The following is an 18,868-nucleotide window of genomic DNA, read 5'->3' as shown; positions in this document are numbered from 1 at the left end:
CCTCTTAAAAAAGATGCCTCCGGCGGCCCTGCCGGGGGTTAAACTTTTGCTCGATTTTATGAGTTGGGTTTAACAAACAGATCTTAATAGCTCATTCTTGAATGACGTTTTGGCCTTGGTTTTCGTTTGGGCCGCGACCGTCAAAAAAACGAGGAAAATCGACCGAAATGGAGCGCCGCACTCCGGTGCGGCTTTTTTGTCCGTCGTTACCCGTGCCGCACAGGAGTGCGGCGCTCCAGGGGACAAGGGGGTTCGGGGGAGTGATGCAAATAGGCAGATGACCCAAACGATGATCAAGGCCGACGTTTGTTTGAAAGGCGAATGTGATTTCCCCTGAGGAACGAAGGGGAAAGCGCATTCGCAACCCGCTTTCAAGGTGGCACACCTTGCCGCCGGAGGCATTTTTTTGGTTTATTGATCCCTCTTGCCCCTGTGATTCATCCGACTTTAACCATAGAAGACATGTTGTTGGGCAGACATGCTTTACCGCCGGTCCTTTCCCTCTTCTCCGGTCAACACCAGGGCGCGTTTAAAGGCCACGGGTCCGATGAACTGGTTGATGGTGATGACGGCCAGGGTGAGGGTGGTGAGGTAGCCGGCGGTGACCGGGTCTTTGCGTGCAATGATCTGGGTGAGCCCGATGGCCACCCCGGCCTGGGTGAGGTGGGCCATCCAGGCGAGGCGTCGTTCCGGTGCGGGGAGGTTTGCCATGCGCCCTGCAAGGCGGGTGGAAAGGGCAAGGCCTGCGGCACGGGAGACGGCAAGGACCAGGGCCAGGGGCCAGCAGACGGCCAGGGCGGAGAGGTCCAGGGAGGCGCCGGCAACAGAGAAGAAGAGCACGTAGATGGGCAGGGAGAGACGCATGAGGTCCCCTTCGAGTTCTTCACCGAAGGGGGTGGCATTGCGCACCACAAATCCTGCGGCGATGCAGATGAGAAGGGGCTCCAGGCTGACGTGAAGGGCGGTGAAGGCGCTGAGCTGGTGGCCCGTCAACTCGGAGAGGCGGGTCACGGTAAAGGCGATGAACAGCAGAAACAGGGCGTGGTCCTTGCCCACCCGTTTGTAAAAAGCGTGGATGCCCAACCCCAGCAGGCCCCCGATGGCAAGGGATCCGGTGAGCTCAAGGCCGAGGACTCCGGCCTGGTGCCACCCCTTGGCGTGGCTTCCGTCCAAAAGGGGAGACAAGACGGCCAGGGCGGCGGTGAAGACAATGATCACAAGCACGTCCATGGCCACGGTGATGCCCAGGGCGGTCTCGGTAAAGGGGCCCCTGGCACGGCATTCGGTGATGATGGCCATGGCCGACGAAGGGGACCTTGCAATGGCGATGATCCCCGACAAAAGGGCCAGGGCCAGGAGCTGGGTCTGGGTGACCTGGGCGGTGAAGGCAAAAAGAGGGGCGGTGGCCATGATGGCACCGAAGACGATGAGGGGCACCAGCAGGCATTGAAGGGCCAGGTTGAGGCCCAGGGCCAGGCTGCGCCCGGAGAGCAGGGCCCGGTCCAGGGCGGCCCCGGCGTGCAGGGCGATGAAGCTCAGGGCGATTTCGTTGATGAGCTGGAGTTTTTCCACGGTGTCCACATCGAGAAACCCGGTGACGTGGGGGCCTGCCACCACGCCTGCCAGGATGTAGCCGGTGATCTTCGGGATGCCGATGTGTGCCAGGAGTTCGGCCGTGAGAAAGCCGCAGAGCAGGGTGGCTGCCAGGGTGATGTTGATGCTTCCGCCCACCTGCCAGCTGCTTTCGATGGGGATCTCCATGGACCAGGCGCACAGGGCCACGGCCATGGCAAGGGTGGCGGCGTTGCGGACGACGCGGTGCAGGGGATGAGGGGTCATGGCATGTTTTCCCTTTTGGGGATCAGCTCGCCCCAGGTAAGCCGCCCGGTGAGATCGCTGGCCAGGGTGGCCAGGAGAATGGCGGTGACGAGGTTGTGGGTGATGGGGTCGGCAAAGGCGTGCTGGGCGTCAAAACAGAGGGCCAGGGCCAGGCCGCCCTGTTCCATGAGGCCGGTTCCCGCATTCCTCGGCATGGTGACATCGGTGTGGAACAGGGAGATAAGGCAGCCTCCGCCGAGCTTTGCCATGGTTCGGAGGAGAAGGTAAAGGGCCGCCGTCAACAGAAGCCCCTGGGAAAAGGGAATGGCCCGCGCCCCCAGCAAAATGAGCAGGAGCAGGTAAAGGGGCTTTTCAAGGATGATCACCATGGATAGAATACGGTCCCTGTAGCGGGTGGTGTTGCCCAGGAAAAATCCGGTGATGCCGTTGGCCAGCAGGGGGGAAAAGTGATGGGTGGCCGCCAGGCCGCTGGTGAGGACCACCATGCCGGTGACGATGAGGATCAGCTCTTCCCTGGAGCGGCGCTCCGAGAAGAAAAGGGTGTAAAGCACCACCAAGACCGCGGTGCTCATAAGAACCATGGGCAGATCGGTCTGGATCGTCATGGAGAGCCGGTCCGAGGAGGGGTTCGGGGCACTGAAGAAAAAGGCCGCGGCAAACACGCCCAGGCTTAAAAGGCTTCCCGCCGTTGCGATGCGCATCAGGGCCGTGACGGCCCGGGTGGGTTTGAGCCCCGGGCTGGCCATGACAAGGGCGGCCTGGGAGCTGCAGGCTGCCGTGGCCGCCGTGACCAGGGCCAACGAGAGGCTGTAGCCCGACCCCAGGAGGGGGAAAAGGGCCAGGGACATGGCAAAAAAGAGGAGAAGGGTCATGCCGGTGTCCAGGAAGACCGCAAGCATAAAGGGCGGGGTCAGCCGCTTCATAAAGGGCAGGTCGAGCTGCAGGCCGTACATCAGCCCCACCCAGCCGGTGACCAGGCCGCTCAGCGGGTAGAGTTCCGTGGCGGTTTTTTCATCGAGGATCCCAAGCAGGTCCGGGCCCAGCAGGTACCCCACCAGGAGAAAGGCCGCCCCGGAGAGATGGAAGCGTCCGCCCGGGCTGCCGTAGACCAGGTGGTACCCGATGAGGGCGAGAAAAAGGACGGTGGAAAGGGTAATAAATAGTGACATGTCTCATCCTGTGCAGGGTGAATGGCATGGTCCTGTTTCGGCAATTATATAGAAGGATGGAAGGAAAAGTAAACATGAGTCGCGTGATGATCAGTGCCTGCCTGGCGGGAGAGAACGTACGGTACAACGGGAAACCCCTGGATGCCGTGGACGAAAGGATCAAAAAGTGGCTTGGGGATGGCCGGGCCCTCCTCTTCTGCTCCGAGGTGGAGGGCGGACTGCCCACACCCCGGGACCCGGCGGAGATCGTCGGACAGGGAGGCGGCAAGGCCGTGCTGGAAGGGACGGCCCGGGTGGCGACGGAACAGGGCGAAGACCTCACCGATGTCTTTCTGGACGGGGCCCGAAAGGCCCTGGCCTTCTGCCGGGAAAAGGGCATCTGCCTTGCCCTGCTCCAGGAACGCAGCCCCTCCTGCGGGAGCCACCTTATCTACGACGGCCGCTTTCAAGGCACCCGCATCCCGGGCCGCGGCGTCACCGCAGCCCTTCTTGAGCAGCACGGCATCCGGGTGTTCAGCGAGGCGGAGATCGATACCCTGGAAGAGGTGATGGGCTGAGAAAAAAGCCTCCGGCGGCCCTGCCGGGGGCCAAACTTTTAAAAAGTTTAACAAACAGGTTTAGAACAGCCGGTATTCAAGGTGTGTCAGGGCCTGCTGAGCTTTTTCTGCGAAAGATGCCGCGGTGATTTGACCCGAGGAACGAGGGTTAAAGCGCTGCGGCCGGAGGCTTCGTTTTTTGTCTGTGTTGTTGCCCTTACAGGTTTTCCTTGAAAATCTCGTCGCGGTCCGCCTCCCGGGTCAGGGTCTGTGACTGTTCGGTGGGGACGGTGCCCTCTTTGAAGCATTCAAAGAGGGTTTTTTTGGTGTCCGGTCCCGGGAGGAGCCCTGTTTCGGTGTCGATTTTGGCAAAGACCACGCCTTCGGGTACTTCAAAGACCTTCACCGGCCTGTTGGCCAGGATCCCTTTCATGAAGTTCAGCCAGATGGGGCTGGCGGCCCGGGAGCCGGTTTCGCTTTTGCCCAAGGGGGCCTTTTTGTCGTTGCCCACCCAGACCCCGGTGACGTAGGTGGGGGTGTAACCCATGAACCAGGCGTCGTAGAGGTTGTTGGTGGTGCCGGTTTTTCCGGCGGCGGGGCGGCCCAGTTTGCGCACCCGACGGCCCGTGCCTTCTTCCACCACGCTTTTAAGCAGGCTCGTCATGAGGTAGGCGGTGGAGGGTTCGATGGCCTGGTTTTTGATGGGAATGGCCTCTTCGAGGACGTTTCCGTCCCGGTCCTCGATGCGGGTGATAAAGGTGGGTTCTACCAGGTAGCCCAGGTTGGTGAAGACCGAGTAGGCCCGTACCAGCTCCAGCAGGGAGACACCCGATGAGCCCAGGGCGATGGAGAGGTCCTTGTTGATGGGGGAGGTGATGCCCAGGCGGTTGGCGTAATCGATGGCGTAGTTCACCCCGATCTCTTTCAAGATCTTGATGGTGATGATGTTCATGGACTTGGTCAGGGCTTCCCGGAGCAGGGTGGCCCCGTGGAAGGTGCGCTCGTAGTTGTTGGGTTTCCAGGTGAAGTCGCGGTCTTCGTCCAGATAGACCACCGGGGAGTCGATGATCACCGTGGCCGGGGTGTACCCCTTGTCGATGGCGGCGGCGTAGACAATGGGCTTGAAGGCGGAGCCGGGCTGACGCCGGGATTGGATGGCCCGGTTGAACTGGCTGTTCTGAAAATCGCGTCCGCCGATCATGGCCTTCACATAGCCGGTGTCCGCCTCGATGGAGAGAAGGGCCGCTTCCGATGCCGGGTCCTGGTGCAGGGCCAGGGACCAGAGTTCGGACTTGCTGAGGAGTTCCTGGGTGTCGGCACCTGGGCCTGCCGCACCCCACTCTCCTTTGCCTTCGTACGTGCCGGTGATCTTCACAAGGATGAGGTCGCCCTGGGTGAGGGCCTCGCTGGGTTTTTTGATGCGGACTTCCCAGTAGCCTTTATGGATGTCGGGCTTTCTCGCCCAGGTCATCTTGGACAAGGGCAGCACCCCGCGGCGGTTGCCGCACCGCACCAGCACCTCTCCGCTCTTGTCGTCCACCTTCTCCACCACCCCTTTAAGGATCGTGCCCTCGGTGATGTTTTTCCCCTCCATGTCCAGGGCGAGGTCGGCGGCGGTCTGTTCCGCCTCGGCAGGTGACAGGTGCCCCAGGGGCCCCCGGTAGCCCTGGCGTCGGTCCAGGGCTTCAAGGCCCTGGGTGACGGCTTTTCGGGCTATTTTCTGCATTTCGATGTTGACGGCGGTCTGGATTTTAAGCCCCCCTTCGTAGAGGGCGTCCGCACCGTATTTTTTTTCAACATAGCGGCGGACGTATTCGGTGTAGCAGGGCACCTTTTCGATGTACCAGTTGCGCCTGGGCTTGATGTCCAGGGGGGTGGCCATGGCTTCGGTGGCCTCGATGTTGGTGATGTAGCCCTCCTCCACCATGCGGTTGAGGACGTAGATCTGTCGCTGCTTCGCCCTTTCCTTGTACCGGAACGGGGAGTAGCGGCTGGGGGCCTGGGGCAGCCCGGCCAGGATGGCGCACTCGGCCAGGTTCAGCTCTTTGGCGGGTTTCCCAAAGTAGTTTTCGGCGGCGGCCTCTACCCCGTAGGCGCCGTGGCCCAGGTAGATCTGGTTCAGGTAGAGGTAGAGCACTTCGTTTTTGGAGAAGCTCCTGTCCAGGCGATAGGCAAGGATCGCCTCTTTGATTTTTCGCCTGTAGTTCCGTTCGGGGGTGAGAAAAAAGGATTTGGTGACCTGCTGGGTGATGGTGCTCCCCCCCTGGACGATGGCACCGGCCTTCAAGTTTTTGGTGAAGGCCCGGACGATGCTGAACAGGTCGATGCCCCGGTGTTTGTAAAAGCGCGCGTCTTCGGCGGAGACAAAGGCCTGGAGGAGCTGGGGCGGCATGTCGGAAAGGGGGATGACGATGCGGCGTTCCCTGAAGAACTCCCCGATTTTGCGGCCGTCGTCGGAGGTGACCACGGTGACTGTGGGGGGGCGGTAGTCCTTCAACTGGGTGATTTTGGGGAGATCGGCGCTGAAGTAAAGGTAGACGGAGATACCGCCAGCCAGGGCGACGAAGAATCCCAGGAGCACCACTCTGGCAAAAAGGCGCCTGAGGCGCCGTCCTTTTTTGACGGGTGCGGGTGTGTTTTCGGTGGTGTCGTTCGGGTCGCTGTGATTGGGGGTATCGGTCATGAGAATCTCTTCGTTAGCTATATATAAGGGGCCTTGGCATCATGAGATCGTGGCTGCACCGTGGTGCGATGAGTTCATGACATGCCCCCAGCCGGATACAGCCCCTCGACTCTACGGGAGAGGAGGGCATGGGATCGTTGTCGGATGTCTTAGTACAATCGAAAAAAACTATCAAGGATTGGACCCCGATGCAAGGGGCGGGAATGAAAAAGCAATTGACAAGGGCGAAGGCAGCGTTTAGGCAAGGTAGCATGCCTGCCCGGCCGTGGGGGAGCCCATAAAAAACGAGCCCGTGGGTGCCCGGGGCGGGGCCCGGTCGGTGACGGCGCGTGCCAGCGGGTCGTTGTCCGGCCCTTTAATGCGCGTAACAGCCATGAATCATGGATGTATGCGCTGTTTTTACGGCCCATGCGTGCAAACGATACCTGTGAAGGAGATGTGATGGTAGAACTGGATTACACAAAATTTGACGGACTTCTCCCGGCCGTGGTGCAGGACTGGGAGAGCGGGGACGTGCTCATGGTGGCCTTTATGAACGAAGAGGCCTTTAAACTGACGGTGGAGACGAAAAAGGCCACCTATTTCAGCCGGTCCAGGGGCAAGCTCTGGGTCAAGGGCGAGAGCTCGGGAAACGAGCAGCTGGTCAAGGAGATCCGCATTGACTGCGACGCCGACACCGTCCTGCTCAAGGTGGTCCAGAAAGGCGGCGCCGCCTGTCACCTGGGCTACAAGAGCTGCTTTTTCAGGAAGGTGGACGGAGAGGACCTCGTGGTGACCGGGGAGCCCCTCTTTGACCCGGATGAGGTGTACAAAAAGTAATATCTCCGGCAGGAGCGCCGGAGGCTTTTTTTGTTCTGATGCACTGAATAACGACGATGAAACCGTACGGAAAAGCAGGGTCGCTTGTTTGTACTCTATGGGGATAGAAAGGGGCGGCCTGACATGGTGATAAACGCCCGGACGAACCGGGGCTCTCTGGGTTTCAGGGGGTTCGGGGCAACGTGCCGGGCACAGACCGAAGTCTTCGGTGGTTTGACGAAGCCTTCATGCATGGAGTGTGTATGAACGAGCAGTTGAAACTTGGACTTCCCAAAGGCAGCCTCCAGGAGGCCACCCTTGCCCTCTTCAAAAAAGCGGGTTGGAACGTGTCGGTGAGCGGGCGAAGCTATTTCCCCGGCATCGACGACGACACCATCACCTGCGCCCTCTGCCGGGCCCAGGAGATGGCCATCAACGTGGAAAACGGCACCCTGGACGTGGGCCTTACCGGACGGGACTGGATCGGTGAGTACCAGTCCGACGTTCATGTGGTGACGGACCTGGTTTACTCCAAGGTGAGCGCCAAGCCGGCCAGGTGGGTGGTGGCCGTGGCCTACGACTCCCCGGTGAAGACCCTTGAGGACCTCCAGGGCAAGACCGTCTCCACGGAGCTGGTGGGGGTGACCAAACGTTTTTTTGCCGAGCGGGGCATCGACGTCAAGGTAAAATTTTCCTGGGGGGCCACCGAAGCCAAGGTGGTCTCGGGACTGGCCGATGCCATCGTCGAGATCACGGAGACGGAGAGCACCATCAAGGCCCACGGCCTTCGCGTCATCCATGAGCTTATGCAGACCAACACCCAGCTCATTGCCAACAGAGACGCCTGGGCGGATCCTGCCAAGCGGGAAAAGATCGAAGAGATGGCCATGCTCCTGAAAGGGGCCCTGGTGGCAGGGCAACTGGTGGGGCTCAAGCTGAACGTCTCCAAGGCCAACGTGGAGAAGGTGGTGGGCTTGCTGCCCAGCCTCCATGCGCCCACCGTGGCCCACCTGTACCAGTCGGACTGGTTGTCCGTGGAAACGGTGGTGGATTCGGGCGCCGTGCGGGACCTGATTCCCTGTCTCCTCAAGGAGGGGGCCGAAGGGATTATCGAGTACCCCTTGAACAAGGTGATCAACAAATAATCATCTTCCCGGTGAGGGAGGCGTCTTTTTTGTGGCAGGAGCCCTTCGGGTTGTGGTAAGGGTATGAAACCATTCGGAAGAAAGAGACGTTTCCCGTCCTCCGAACCTGATTGACATATACGCCCGGAGCCGTATGGCCCGGGCTTTTCGTTGTATACCACAAACTGTGGCGCCTTGACGCTCTGCGGTTTATGACGCCGCGGCATGATGCATCTTCGCAGGGGCCGCCGGGAAAGAAACAGACCATGAAAATCCTTTCAGCCGAGTTTGTCACCAGTGCGGTGAAGGTGGACCAGTACCCCGAGCTCCGGCTTCCGGAGATCGCCTTTGCCGGGCGCTCCAATGTGGGGAAATCCTCCCTGATCAACGTGCTGGTGAACCGCAAGCGCCTGGTGAAGACCAGTTCCACCCCCGGGCGGACCCAGCTGGTGAACTTTTTTGACATCAACGATGAGATCACCTTTGTGGACCTGCCCGGCTACGGGTACGCCAAGGCGCCCAAGCGCGTGGTGCGGGAGTGGGGCCCCATGGTGGAACGCTATCTGGCCGAGCGTCGCTCCCTTAAAGGGGCGCTGCTTCTCATCGATATCCGGCGGTCCCCCCGGGAGGATGAGTTCAACCTTATCGAGTGGTTCCGGGCCCACGGCATCCCCTTTCGGGTGGTGCTGACCAAGGCGGATAAATTCTCCAACAACAAGCGGCAGAGCAATGTGTCGCGCATCGCCAAAGAACTGGGGCTGAAGAGCAGCGAGATGATCGTTTTTTCCGCCCTTTCGCGGAGCGGCCGCGAAGAGGTCTGGCAGGCCATTACAGAGTTAATCGGATCGCCGGCCGTCCCTTCGGCCCAGGAGTAAGGTACTATGGAAAACACACACGACTTTAACGGATTTAAAAGCGGCTTCGTGGCCCTGGTGGGTGCGCCCAACGCAGGCAAATCGACGCTGATGAACAAGCTGCTGGGGGAAAAACTCTCCATCACTTCGCGAAAACCCCAGACCACCCGGCACCGCATCCTCGGCGTGGTGCACCGGGAGGATATGCAGCTGGTGTTTGTGGACACCCCCGGGGTGCACAAGTCCAACCGCGCCCTGAACGTGCGTATGGTGGACGTGGCCCTCACCGCCCTGGGCGATGTGGACGTGGTGGTCTTCATGACCGATGTCCATGAGTCCGACGACGAGTCCGACGCCTACCTGATGGGGCAGCTTAAAAAGGTGAACCGACCGGTGATCCTGGCCCTTAACAAGGTGGATCGCATCAAGAAACCCGAGGTGCTGGCCCATATCGAAAAGTGGCGGGGCATCCATGATTTTCACTCCATCATTCCCCTCTCCGCCAAGCACGGGGACCAGGTGGACTCCCTGCTTTCGGAGATTTCAAAGATCATGCCCGAGGGCCCTCCCTTCTACCCCGAGGACGTCATCACCGACCTGCCCGAGCGTTTCTTTGTGGCGGAGATGGTCCGTGAGAAGATCTTTCGTCTCACCGGCCAGGAGATCCCCTACTCCACCGCGGTCACCGTGGACACCTTTACCCGCGAGAAAAAGCTGGTGCACGTGGAGGCCACCATTCATGTGGAACGGGATTCCCAGAAGGGGATCATCATCGGCAAGAAGGGCACCAAGCTCAAGGCCATCGGCGAAGAGGCGAGAAAAGCCATGGAAGAGATGGTGGGAAAAAAGGTCTTTCTCAAGCTCTTTGTCCGCGTGGAGAAGAACTGGAGCACAGACACCAAAGCCATCCGTCGCCTGGGAATTTAGAGATGGACTGGTATTTTGGCGCCGACGAAGAGGCGATTAAAAAGGAGCGGCGAAAGGCGCGGGAGATGCGCCAGAGCCAGTGGTGGAAGCGTCGCTGTGCCAAGGGGGTGTGCCACTGGTGCGGGGAGCCGGTGAAACCGGCCGAACTCACCATGGACCATGTGGTGCCCCTGGCCCGGGGCGGCAAAAGCACCAAGGGCAATGTGGTGCCCTGCTGCAAGGCGTGCAACACCAAGAAGAAGCAGCTTTTGCCCATGGAGTGGGACGCCTGGGTGGAGGGCGTTAAAAAAGGCGGCGTATAGCTTCGAAAGGGGGCTGCTGTTCGCCCGGCGTCAGCCCCATTTACAGTGCGCGAAATAAAAAAAAGGCCGACTCCCTGAAGCGTCAGGGGGTCGGCCTTTGTGTTTGGGGGCGGAGGCCTTTAGGCGTCCTGCTGGCAGAGCCGGTGAATGGTCTGGGCGTGCCATTTGCCGCGGCCTGAGAAGGTGGGGAGGCCCAGCTCGGTCAGGTGGGCGGCCACTTCGTTGTAAGTGGATCCCTGGGCGCGCATTTTGTGGATCATGCCGACGATCTCGTCTTTGGACAGCTCCGCTGCGGGGGGCTCCTCCTGGTCGAGTCCTTCTGCCATGACCTCGTCGTCGTCCAGGTCCATCTCGTCTTCAAACTCACGGGCCACGGCGTCAATGCCGGAGACCACCTTGTCAATGGCGGGGAATTCGGCGCCGGCAAGGGAGCTGATGATGCTTGCAATTTCTTCGATGGCTCTGCGCTCGTGGATTTCCATGGCCTGGCCCTGCTGGGTCACCATGGTCTCCAGGAGCTCTTTGATGAGGCCGAGGTTTTCATCCTTCTGTGCAAAGTCGTTGCGGGGGCGCTGGTGGTAACGGCGGTTGTCGTTGTTGTTGCGGTGGTAATTGTTGTTCTGGTTGTCGTTGTTGCGGTGGTGATGGTAGTTGTTCTGGCTGTTCTGGTACTGCTGCTGCTGCTGGTTGCTGTGGTGATTCTGCTGGTTGTTATGGTGGTTGGAATGGCCGCCGTTGCCGCTGTTGTCATAGGGACGGCGTGACTGGTTGTTGTGCTGGTATCGCTTGTCCTTGGACTGGTTGCGAATGGATTGGAGAAAATCGCTCATGAAAAATACTCCTGTGCCTGGTGATGGTTCGCAACTCTTATGGCAAAAGATGTTGCTCGGCGTCATCTGCTCCGGCGAAATGTGTGTTTCCGCTTTGGGGGCGTCCGGCTCACAACCTGTGTAGGAATCCGGATGACCTCGGGGTGGCGCCATCATAAAAATTGCTGTGATAAATCATTCCTTTATCGGCAAACTCACCATGGGATGGGCATGTCGTCCGGGAACGTTTGTCGTCCCTGTGGGGGCGACAGTTCTCTTTTTATGCGGATTTTTTTTGGTAACAGATATTTCTCATGGTGTCAAATGGAATCGTTTTTTAGGCGATTATTAGGAAGTGATGAGTATTCGCCGAGGTGTTCTGCGGCATAAGGCATATTAGAAAAAACAGAGGGGAGACGAGCTGGTTTTATTGCGGGCAGCCCCGTTAAACGGGGCTGTTGCTATTCAAAGAGGCCGGAGGCCATCACTTTATCATGCATCTCGCCGTGGCAGAGTTTCTCTTTATAGGAACGGATGAGAAAGAGCCCTTCCTCACGGGTTGACAGGGTTACGGCCCTTTGCCTGAATTCGCTGCAGCCCGGAAGGCCCTTGACGAACCACCCCAGGCGGCTTCTCATGGTCTTGCAGGCGATGAATTCATCGGTAAAGTAGTCGAGGCTGTCGGTGAAGTAGCGCTCCATCATGGCAAAGTGGTCAACCAGCGACGGCTTTACGATTTCTCCTGATAACAGGGCGTTGATGCGTTTGAACAGGGCCGGGTCGCCGATGGCCGCCCGCCCGATCATCACCGCGTCGCAGTCGGTTGTCTCAAACATGCGAAGGGCGTCTTCCGGGGTGAGGATGTCGCCGTTGCCGATGACGGGGATGGACAGGGCGTCTTTGACTCGCTTGATGACGGACCAGTCCGAGTGTCCGCGAAACGCCTGCTTTGCCGTGCGCGGGTGAACCGCCACCGCGTCGACCCCCACCTCTTCGGCATACCGGGCCAGGAGCAGGGCGTCATCCCCCGAGGCGTCCCAGCCGGACCGCATCTTCACTGTCAGGGGAATGGAGATCGCTCCTTTGACGGCCCTGAAGATCTCCCGTGCCAGGGTCGGGTCCCCCATGAGGGCCGAGCCCGAGCCGGTTTTCAGGACTTTTTTCACGGAACAGCCGCAGTTGATGTCGATCATCTCCGCCCCGGTGGCCTCCACCTGTCTGGCCGCCTCGGCCATGGTGGCCGGATCCGACCCGAAGAGCTGGATGGACAGGGGTTTTTCCTCCGGGCGGCTCTCCATCAGGCGACAGGTTTTGTCCGAGTCGTACTTGAGGCCGTTGGCGCTCACCATCTCCGAGACCACGAGGCCTGCCCCCATCTCCTTTGCCATGAGGCGGAAGGGCAGGTTGGTGACCCCTGCAAGGGGAGCCATCACCGTGGGGCTGTCCATCTCGATGTCTGCAATACTAAAACGTTTCATCTCTCGTCTCTGTGGCTCGGGCGCGCGGCGTCCGGGCGTTTATTCTATGGTGGAATTGGCGTAGCAGTACAGGCAGCCCGTGGGGCAGGGGTGCCTGGTGTAGGAGCCGATGTCCCTGCTTTTGGTGCACCCGCACCCGGCCTCTTTTCTCTGGCCCTGGTCCCGTGCAAGGGAGAGGTCGCCTCCGTAGAGTCCGGCCAGGAGCGGTCCGGGGATGCATGCCGACGGGGTGATCCCGCTGCCGAAGGGCAGGGCCGCCTGCAGCGCGTTTTCGCAGCAGGTAAACAGATCGATGTCGAGGGCTTGCAGCTCCCGGTTCAGGCGCAGAGCGACGGCTACTTTCTCATGGATGGGCGGATCCGTCAACTCGATTCCCGCAGCCCGGCAACGGCGCATCACCTTGGGGTAGAGGTCTGCGAAGCTGGTGATGCAGCGGCGGATTCCGGCGTCGCGGGCCGCTTCGGCGATGCGGGAAAAATCGTGGAGGTTGTCGCGGGGGTGGCCGTCGTGGTCCAGGTAGTGGCAGATGGGGTCAAAACGCCAGGCTACGGCCCGGGGACCCACGCGGCGGCAGAGCTCAGCCATGGCCTCTAAACGGTCGCCCAGGGGCGGCACGCGGGGCTCTAATACGGGGGACGCGCTGTTGACGGTGAGGTTGAAATAGAGGTGGAATCCCATGTCCCGGAGGATGCGGTCGCATCCCCGTTTCAGGAACGGGGCGATGTCTTTGGTCCAGAAAACGAGGGTATGCACGGTTTCCGGGGTGAGGGGGACGCTCCGGGTGTCACGGGTATAGGGGTGGTCGACGAGGGCCTCTCCCGTTGCCACGGAGGCCATAAACCAGTCCAGGTAGTGGGCCGGGATATCGCTGCGCCGGGAAACGGAGAGGACGTGTCGTTTGGGACTTCCTGCTGCCATGCACCTTTCCGAAGGGCTACTTGTTCCCGAAGGGGAACTGGATCACCTTGGCATCGGGTTGCTGCGGGGAGGGTTCGGCGTCGTTGACGGCGAGGTGTTCCTCCATCGCGGGCATTTCAGGCATGTCGCCGAGGGGCTCTTCGTCCCAGTCCTCCCCCTGGTCTTCTTCGGGGCAGACAACTTTTTCGAGGCGCATGCGCTTGCCGCCCATGGTGAACTCATCCCCATCGATGTACGCCCCTTTCAGGATCCATGTCGCCGAGTGAACCGGCAGCTGCAGAAAGAGCAGCTTGACGTGGAACCAGTCGGGTTTGTCATCTTCCCAGATCTCCTCGATGCGAGCGAACGCCAGGGGGGTGTCTTCGTAATAGATCAGTACGATGTCCTTTTCGAACGTCATGCTACCGGACATGTCACGCTCCTTGCTTCCAACCGGGTGTTTTACAATGAAAAAAAGGCACGAGCCCCTTTTTTGCGAAATTGCATTATGCACCTTTTTCGTCAAATTGGAAATCGAAAAGATGCCCTTTGGTATTCATGGGATACCGAGCCGGTAACAACGCCCTTCGCGGGGGCGAAGCCATGGGCCCGGGATCCCTTTGCAGCCGTCCTTTTCAGTCTCCCTGGCGGGGAAAAAAAAGAGATCGTACCCATCCGAGCACGGAGTTCCCCCGAAGCTGATCCCGGTCGATGATCTCAAATTCCCGGGCCAGTTTACCGGGGTTTGAGAGCCACTCTCCCCGGGTGCGGAACTTGGTGTCCGCATCAAGGTATTTGATGACACGGGCCGGGTTACCCACGGCGATGGCGTTTTCCGGGATGTCCGAAGCCACCACGGCCCCGGCGCCGATGATGCTGTTTTTGCCGATACGCACCCCTTTGCAGATGATGGCGCTGTCCCCCACCCAGACGTTCTCCTCCAGGATCACGGGGCAGGTCTTGCCGATGGGCAGGCTGCGGTCGTAGATGCCGTGCCAGTCCGAGTCGGTGATGTAGGCGCCGCTGGCGATCATGCAGCTTTCGCCGATGGTGATCTCCGAGGCGGCCAGGATGCGGACCCCCGGGCAGACGAGGCAGTAGTCGCCGATGGTGATGCCCTTGACGTCGGGATCGGCCGACCAGACGGTGAGGCGCACCTTGCGGTCCGGCGCGGCGATGACCGTGGGGTAGGAGCCGATGCGGATGGGGCCGCCGAAGAGCTCCAGGTGCCAGGGCTTCATGTAAGCCCCGCCGCGTCCCATGGCGTCGAACTGGGGGCGGACATAGCGGTTTGTGTAGTACTTCTGGAACAGGATGTAGAGGCGTTTCAGCCAATAGGGTCTGTGGTCTTTTTTCACGTCAAACGTCCCGGCGCATTGGGGTTGATTCTACGGCTACAAACATGCGGACAGGCTCTCTGCTTCAAAGGCTTCGTGGGTGGCCCAGAAGTCGTGGCGGAACAGCCGCCCGGCCGGGGTCAGGTCAAAAAGGGCATCGGCTGCCATGAGCATCACGCCGTTTGTCCACGACAGCTTCTCTTCGGGCCAGATCACCATGTCCGGGAAGGTGTAGCCGCACCAGTAGGACCCGTCGTCAAAGCGGGAGTCCTTGATCCAGTCAAAGATGATTTCAGCCTTTTCCGTGTGCCCCATGGCGGACAGGGCAAGGATGAACTCGGCGGTTTCCGCAACGGTGACCCAGGGCTCGTCGGAGACGCACCGGACCCCCTGGCCCTCCACAACGAATTTCTTCCAGTACTTGTCCAGCCGTTTCTGGGCCTCGGCCCCGGTGAGGGCGCCGGAGAGGATGGGGTAAAACCAGTCCATGGAGAAGCGGGATTTGGTGACGTTGAATGAGTGGGGCCGGGTGCGGATGGCCTCCCGGACCCGGTAGAGCCCCTCCACCCAGTGTGGCATGGTGTGCCCCAGCTCATGGGCAATGGCCAGGCCGCACTTGAGGCTCATGAAGATGGAGCTGGAACCGGTGAGCAGGGCCATGGGGTCCACGACGCCGTCAGGGCTTGTGGCCCAGTGGATTTCACCCCCCGGGGCCTGCAGGGAGAGGGCAAAGTCGAGCCCCTTTTTTAAGGTGGGCCAGTAGGTGGCAAGGAATTCTCGGTCCCCGGTGATGAGGAAATGGTGGTAGACGCCCACGGCCACATAGCTGCTCATGTTGCTGTCGTGGGTCCGGTCTTCGGGGACACCATTTTTATAGGAGGCGTGCCAGCTTCCGTCGTCCAGCTGCATGGCGGCGAGCCAGGCAAAGGCGCGCCGGGCCTCGGTGATGCGCCCTCCCACGGAAAGGCCCATGGCCGACTCCACATGGTCCCAGGGATCGGTCTTGTCGCCGTCGCTCCAGGGAATTTCTCCTGAAGGGTGTTGGGTCCGGACGATGGAGCTCACCACCGATTCCAGATCCAGGGTTGCCACCCTGTCCTTGTCCAATCTTTTAAACTCCATGAACGACACCTCACTTTCCCAGCTCATCTGTCCTGCAAGGCGTTGCCGATGGGGCCCGGTCACTCGCAGGTCAGGGTGTTATACCGATTGGTAAAATATACCGATGATGTTTAGCAGAAGGGGGGTGGGGAATCAAGGGGGAACTTGGATATTCGGATTGAAGTGAGTGGGTTACCCGGGGTCTCCGCGCTCGGGAGGACGCCGTTGAATGATGTTTCATTCAATTGGTATCATTGACTTAAATTGTATGTATACAAAGTATGTGCCGAAGCGTTTAAAAGCGAGAAAAAAACTTGTAAAGCACCATATATTAAGGCCAATGCATGCCTTGAAATGAGGCAATAGAAAGAGACTTGTTTTCTCTTGACATACAAATAATCGGTCTGGTACAACATTCACTGTCAATATATAAATTGAACGATCATTCATTTCATGGCGTGATTGTAATTTATTATGCACAGGAGGGAATTATGAGTAGAAAAATCAGAAAAGCTGCAGTGATCGGGTCCGGGATCATGGGCGGCGGCATCGCGGCTCTCTTGGCCGCTGCAGGCGTGAAGGTGCTCCTTTTGGACATCGTCCCCTTTGACCTCACTGACGAGGAAAAGAACGATCCTGCGGCACGTAACCGCATGGTAGACAACGGCATGAAAGCCACTCTGGCTGCCAAGCCTTCGTTGTTCATGACCAAGAAGGATGCTGCTCTCATCGAGACCGGCAACCTGACCGACGATTTCGACAAGCTGGCCGATTGCGACTGGATCTGCGAAGTGGTTGTAGAGAACCTGAAGATCAAGCAGGAACTCTTCGCCCGCATCGACAAGGTGAGAAAAGCAGATGCCATCATCAGCTCCAACACCTCCGGTATTCCCCTTGCCAAGATCTCCGACGGCCTCTCCGCAGGTTTCAAAGAGCACTTCCTCGGCACCCACTTCTTCAACCCCGTCCGCTACATGCACCTTCTGGAGCTCATTCCCGGAGCGGAGACCAAGCAGGAAGTCCTCGACTTCATCGCCAACTTCGGCGAAGTCTACCTTGGTAAAGGGATTGTCTGGGCGAAAGACACCCCCAACTTCATCGGTAACCGTATCGGTATCCAGGGGATCGGTCGCGTACTCCAGGCCGTTGTTGAAGACGACATCACCATGGCCGAAGCGGATGCCCTTCTCGGTCCCGCCATGGGTCGTCCCCGTACCGCCATCTTCGGCACCGCCGACATGGTAGGTCTCGACACCATGGTTCACGTTGCAGACAACTCCTATGAGCTCTGCCCCGAAGACGAAATGCGCGACACCGTAGTGGTTCCCGACTTCGTCAAGAAGATGCTCGCAGACAACAAGCTGGGCAACAAGACCAAGGAAGGCTTCTACAAGAAGGGCAAAGACGCCAACGGCAAGCGCTTCAAGAAGCAGCTCGATCCCGCCACCGGCGAGTACATCGACATCGAGAAGCCCTCTTTCCCCTGCCTGGACGCTGCCAAGAAAGCTGCCACTCCTGCTGAGAAGATGCAGGCCATCGTCTACGGCGATGACAAAGGCGCCAAGTTTGTCTGGAAGTGTACCGCCAACGCCATGACTTACTGTGGCAACCGCATTCCTGAAATTGCCGACTCCCTGGTTGAGATCGACAACGCCATGAAGTGGGGCTACGGCTGGGATGTAGGTCCCTTCGAAGCCTGGGATGCCATCGGCGTTCGCAAGTCCGTTGAGAAGATGGAAGCCGAAGGGCTCCCCGTCTCCGCCAAAGTAAAAGCCATGCTCGACGCCGGCGTTGAGAGCTTCTACCGCGTAGAAAAAGGTGTTCCCCAGTTCTACGATTTCGACAAGACTGCTTACGTTGACGTACCCCTGTCAGCTTCCGCCCTGTCCCTGGCAGCTGCCAAGGCCGACGGCAAAGTGGCTCTCTCTTGCCCCTCTGCTTCCCTCGTTGACATCGGTGACGGTGTTTACTGCCTCGAGTTCACCACCAAGATGAACGCCCTGAACGGCGAAATCATCGACTTCATGGGCGGCGCCCTTGATTATGTGGATGAGCACGGTGTGGGTCTTGTCATCGGCAACCAGGCCGGTGGTATGCCCGGTGCGTTCTCTGCCGGTGCTGACCTTGCCTTCGTACTGAAAAAGGCTGAGGACAAGGCTTACGACGAGCTTGACGCTTTCCTTGAAAAAGGTCAGATGGGCATGCTCCGCGGCCTGTACTCTTCCTTCCCCGTTGTGGCTGCCCCCTACGGCATGACCCTCGGCGGCGGTTGCGAAGTGTGCCTCTCCGCTGACAAGATTGTTGCTCACTCCGAGCTCTACATGGGTCTCGTTGAGATCGGTGTTGGCCTCCTGCCCGCAGGCGGCGGTTGCCTCAACCTCTGGAAGAAGTACATCACGTCTCTTCCCGCAGGCACCGACAAAGACACCGACCTTGCCAAGCTCTTTATCCCCACCTTCATGAAGATCGCCATGGCTGCTGTCTCCATGAGTGCTGCAGGCGCCGTTGCAAACGGTCACCTCTCCCCCACCAAGGACCGCATCGTCATGAACCGCGATCTCCTCATCGGCGAAGCCAAGAAAGAGGTCCTGCGCATGGTGGAAGACGGATACGCACCCCCCATGAAGAAGAAAGTCCGCGTCATCGGCCGCGAAGGTTACGGCATGGTAAACGCAGAGATCTTCAACATGCTCAACGGTGGGTTCCTGTCAGAGCATGACGCTATGCTGGCCAAGCGTATCGCCTACGTTATCGCAGGCGGCGACGTGAAGTCCGGTACCGAAGTGAGCGAAGAAGCCATTCTCAAGCTCGAGCGTGAAGCCTTCATTGACTTCCTCAAGGAAGAGAAGAGCGTTGCCCGTATCGCGCACATGCTGAAAACCGGCAAACCTCTCCGTAACTAATTGCCGGGTTGGCCAAAAGCCTTACGTTCAATTTCGATGCCTGTGAAGAATACATGCATCACGCCGTGACGCACAGGGTGGTCAAACACCCTGTGCATCACTCCGGCGGGT

The 18,868-nt window shown here is 59.4% G+C and carries 17 protein-coding genes; 7 read left to right on the top strand and 10 right to left on the bottom strand.

What is annotated here, in order from left to right; all coding sequences use genetic code 11:
* Positions 1–483: 483 nt before the first annotated feature.
* Both BLQ12_RS19445 and BLQ12_RS19440 read right to left on the bottom strand, forming a co-directional pair.
* The gene (locus tag BLQ12_RS19445; RefSeq protein ID WP_092213197.1) at positions 484–1,839 is read right to left on the bottom strand and encodes a cation:proton antiporter; all 1,356 of its coding nucleotides are present in this window, start codon (positions 1,837–1,839) and stop codon (positions 484–486) included.
* Positions 1,836–3,008, bottom strand: coding sequence for a cation:proton antiporter (locus BLQ12_RS19440; RefSeq protein ID WP_092213195.1), 1,173 nt, complete (start codon positions 3,006–3,008; stop codon positions 1,836–1,838). The genes BLQ12_RS19445 and BLQ12_RS19440 overlap by 4 nt, the downstream gene beginning before the upstream one ends.
* A 74-nt stretch (positions 3,009–3,082) precedes the next feature.
* Here BLQ12_RS19440 and BLQ12_RS19435 point away from each other — a divergent pair, with 74 nt between their 5' ends.
* Entirely contained in the window at positions 3,083–3,565 is a 483-nt protein-coding gene (locus BLQ12_RS19435; protein WP_092213193.1) for a 2-thiouracil desulfurase family protein, read from the top strand.
* A gap of 196 nt (positions 3,566–3,761) precedes the next feature.
* On the opposite strand, the gene BLQ12_RS19430 is transcribed toward BLQ12_RS19435, so the two are convergent.
* Positions 3,762–6,227: a penicillin-binding protein 1A gene (locus tag BLQ12_RS19430; RefSeq protein WP_092213191.1), complete on the bottom strand. Its 2,466-nt coding sequence runs from the start codon at positions 6,225–6,227 to the stop codon at positions 3,762–3,764.
* Between the two features lie 237 nt (positions 6,228–6,464).
* A complete protein-coding gene (locus BLQ12_RS27535; RefSeq protein ID WP_175469944.1) occupies positions 6,465–6,602 on the bottom strand; it encodes a hypothetical protein in 138 nt (45 codons plus the stop codon).
* Positions 6,603–6,611: 9 nt separating this feature from the next.
* On the opposite strand from BLQ12_RS27535, the gene hisI reads away from it, so the two are divergent.
* The 5 genes from hisI to BLQ12_RS19405 all read left to right on the top strand — a co-directional run bounded on the left by hisI (position 6,612) and on the right by BLQ12_RS19405 (position 10,232).
* Complete coding sequence (gene hisI / locus BLQ12_RS19425; RefSeq protein WP_319016588.1) at positions 6,612–7,046, top strand: phosphoribosyl-AMP cyclohydrolase; 435 nt, start codon at positions 6,612–6,614, stop codon at positions 7,044–7,046.
* A 242-nt stretch (positions 7,047–7,288) separates the two neighbouring features.
* A complete protein-coding gene (gene hisG / locus BLQ12_RS19420; protein ID WP_092213187.1) occupies positions 7,289–8,170 on the top strand; it encodes an ATP phosphoribosyltransferase in 882 nt (293 codons plus the stop codon).
* A 245-nt stretch (positions 8,171–8,415) separates the two neighbouring features.
* On the top strand, positions 8,416–9,024 hold the full coding sequence (yihA, locus tag BLQ12_RS19415; protein WP_092213185.1) for a ribosome biogenesis GTP-binding protein YihA/YsxC: 609 nt from the start codon (positions 8,416–8,418) through the stop codon (positions 9,022–9,024).
* 6 nt (positions 9,025–9,030) lie between these two features.
* Positions 9,031–9,930, top strand: a complete 900-nt coding sequence (gene era / locus BLQ12_RS19410; protein ID WP_092213183.1) for a GTPase Era — start codon at positions 9,031–9,033, stop codon at positions 9,928–9,930.
* 2 nt (positions 9,931–9,932) lie between these two features.
* The gene (locus tag BLQ12_RS19405) at positions 9,933–10,232 is read left to right on the top strand and encodes an HNH endonuclease (protein WP_092213181.1); all 300 of its coding nucleotides are present in this window, start codon (positions 9,933–9,935) and stop codon (positions 10,230–10,232) included.
* A gap of 119 nt (positions 10,233–10,351) precedes the next feature.
* On the opposite strand, the gene BLQ12_RS19400 is transcribed toward BLQ12_RS19405, so the two are convergent.
* The 6 genes from BLQ12_RS19400 to BLQ12_RS19375 all read right to left on the bottom strand — a co-directional run bounded on the left by BLQ12_RS19400 (position 10,352) and on the right by BLQ12_RS19375 (position 15,875).
* On the bottom strand, positions 10,352–11,062 hold the full coding sequence (locus tag BLQ12_RS19400) for a recombinase family protein (protein ID WP_092213179.1): 711 nt from the start codon (positions 11,060–11,062) through the stop codon (positions 10,352–10,354).
* Between the two features lie 440 nt (positions 11,063–11,502).
* Positions 11,503–12,519: a tRNA dihydrouridine synthase DusB gene (gene dusB, locus BLQ12_RS19395; RefSeq protein ID WP_092213178.1), complete on the bottom strand. Its 1,017-nt coding sequence runs from the start codon at positions 12,517–12,519 to the stop codon at positions 11,503–11,505.
* Between the two features lie 39 nt (positions 12,520–12,558).
* A complete protein-coding gene (locus BLQ12_RS19390; RefSeq protein ID WP_092213176.1) occupies positions 12,559–13,437 on the bottom strand; it encodes a DUF1848 family protein in 879 nt (292 codons plus the stop codon).
* A 16-nt stretch (positions 13,438–13,453) separates the two neighbouring features.
* Positions 13,454–13,849: a hypothetical protein gene (locus tag BLQ12_RS19385; protein WP_226860059.1), complete on the bottom strand. Its 396-nt coding sequence runs from the start codon at positions 13,847–13,849 to the stop codon at positions 13,454–13,456.
* A 202-nt stretch (positions 13,850–14,051) separates the two neighbouring features.
* Entirely contained in the window at positions 14,052–14,774 is a 723-nt protein-coding gene (locus tag BLQ12_RS19380) for an acyltransferase (RefSeq protein ID WP_092213174.1), read from the bottom strand.
* A 36-nt stretch (positions 14,775–14,810) separates the two neighbouring features.
* The gene (locus tag BLQ12_RS19375) at positions 14,811–15,875 is read right to left on the bottom strand and encodes a prenyltransferase/squalene oxidase repeat-containing protein (RefSeq protein ID WP_092213343.1); all 1,065 of its coding nucleotides are present in this window, start codon (positions 15,873–15,875) and stop codon (positions 14,811–14,813) included.
* 470 nt (positions 15,876–16,345) lie between these two features.
* On the opposite strand from BLQ12_RS19375, the gene BLQ12_RS19370 reads away from it, so the two are divergent.
* Complete coding sequence (locus tag BLQ12_RS19370) at positions 16,346–18,757, top strand: 3-hydroxyacyl-CoA dehydrogenase/enoyl-CoA hydratase family protein (protein ID WP_092213172.1); 2,412 nt, start codon at positions 16,346–16,348, stop codon at positions 18,755–18,757.
* The last annotated feature ends 111 nt before the right edge of the window (positions 18,758–18,868 follow it).

Source organism: Desulfoluna spongiiphila (genome assembly GCF_900101345.1).
Taxonomy (GTDB): Bacteria; Desulfobacterota; Desulfobacteria; order Desulfobacterales; family Desulfolunaceae; genus Desulfoluna; species Desulfoluna spongiiphila.
This window is presented reverse-complemented; position numbering and strand designations above follow the sequence as displayed.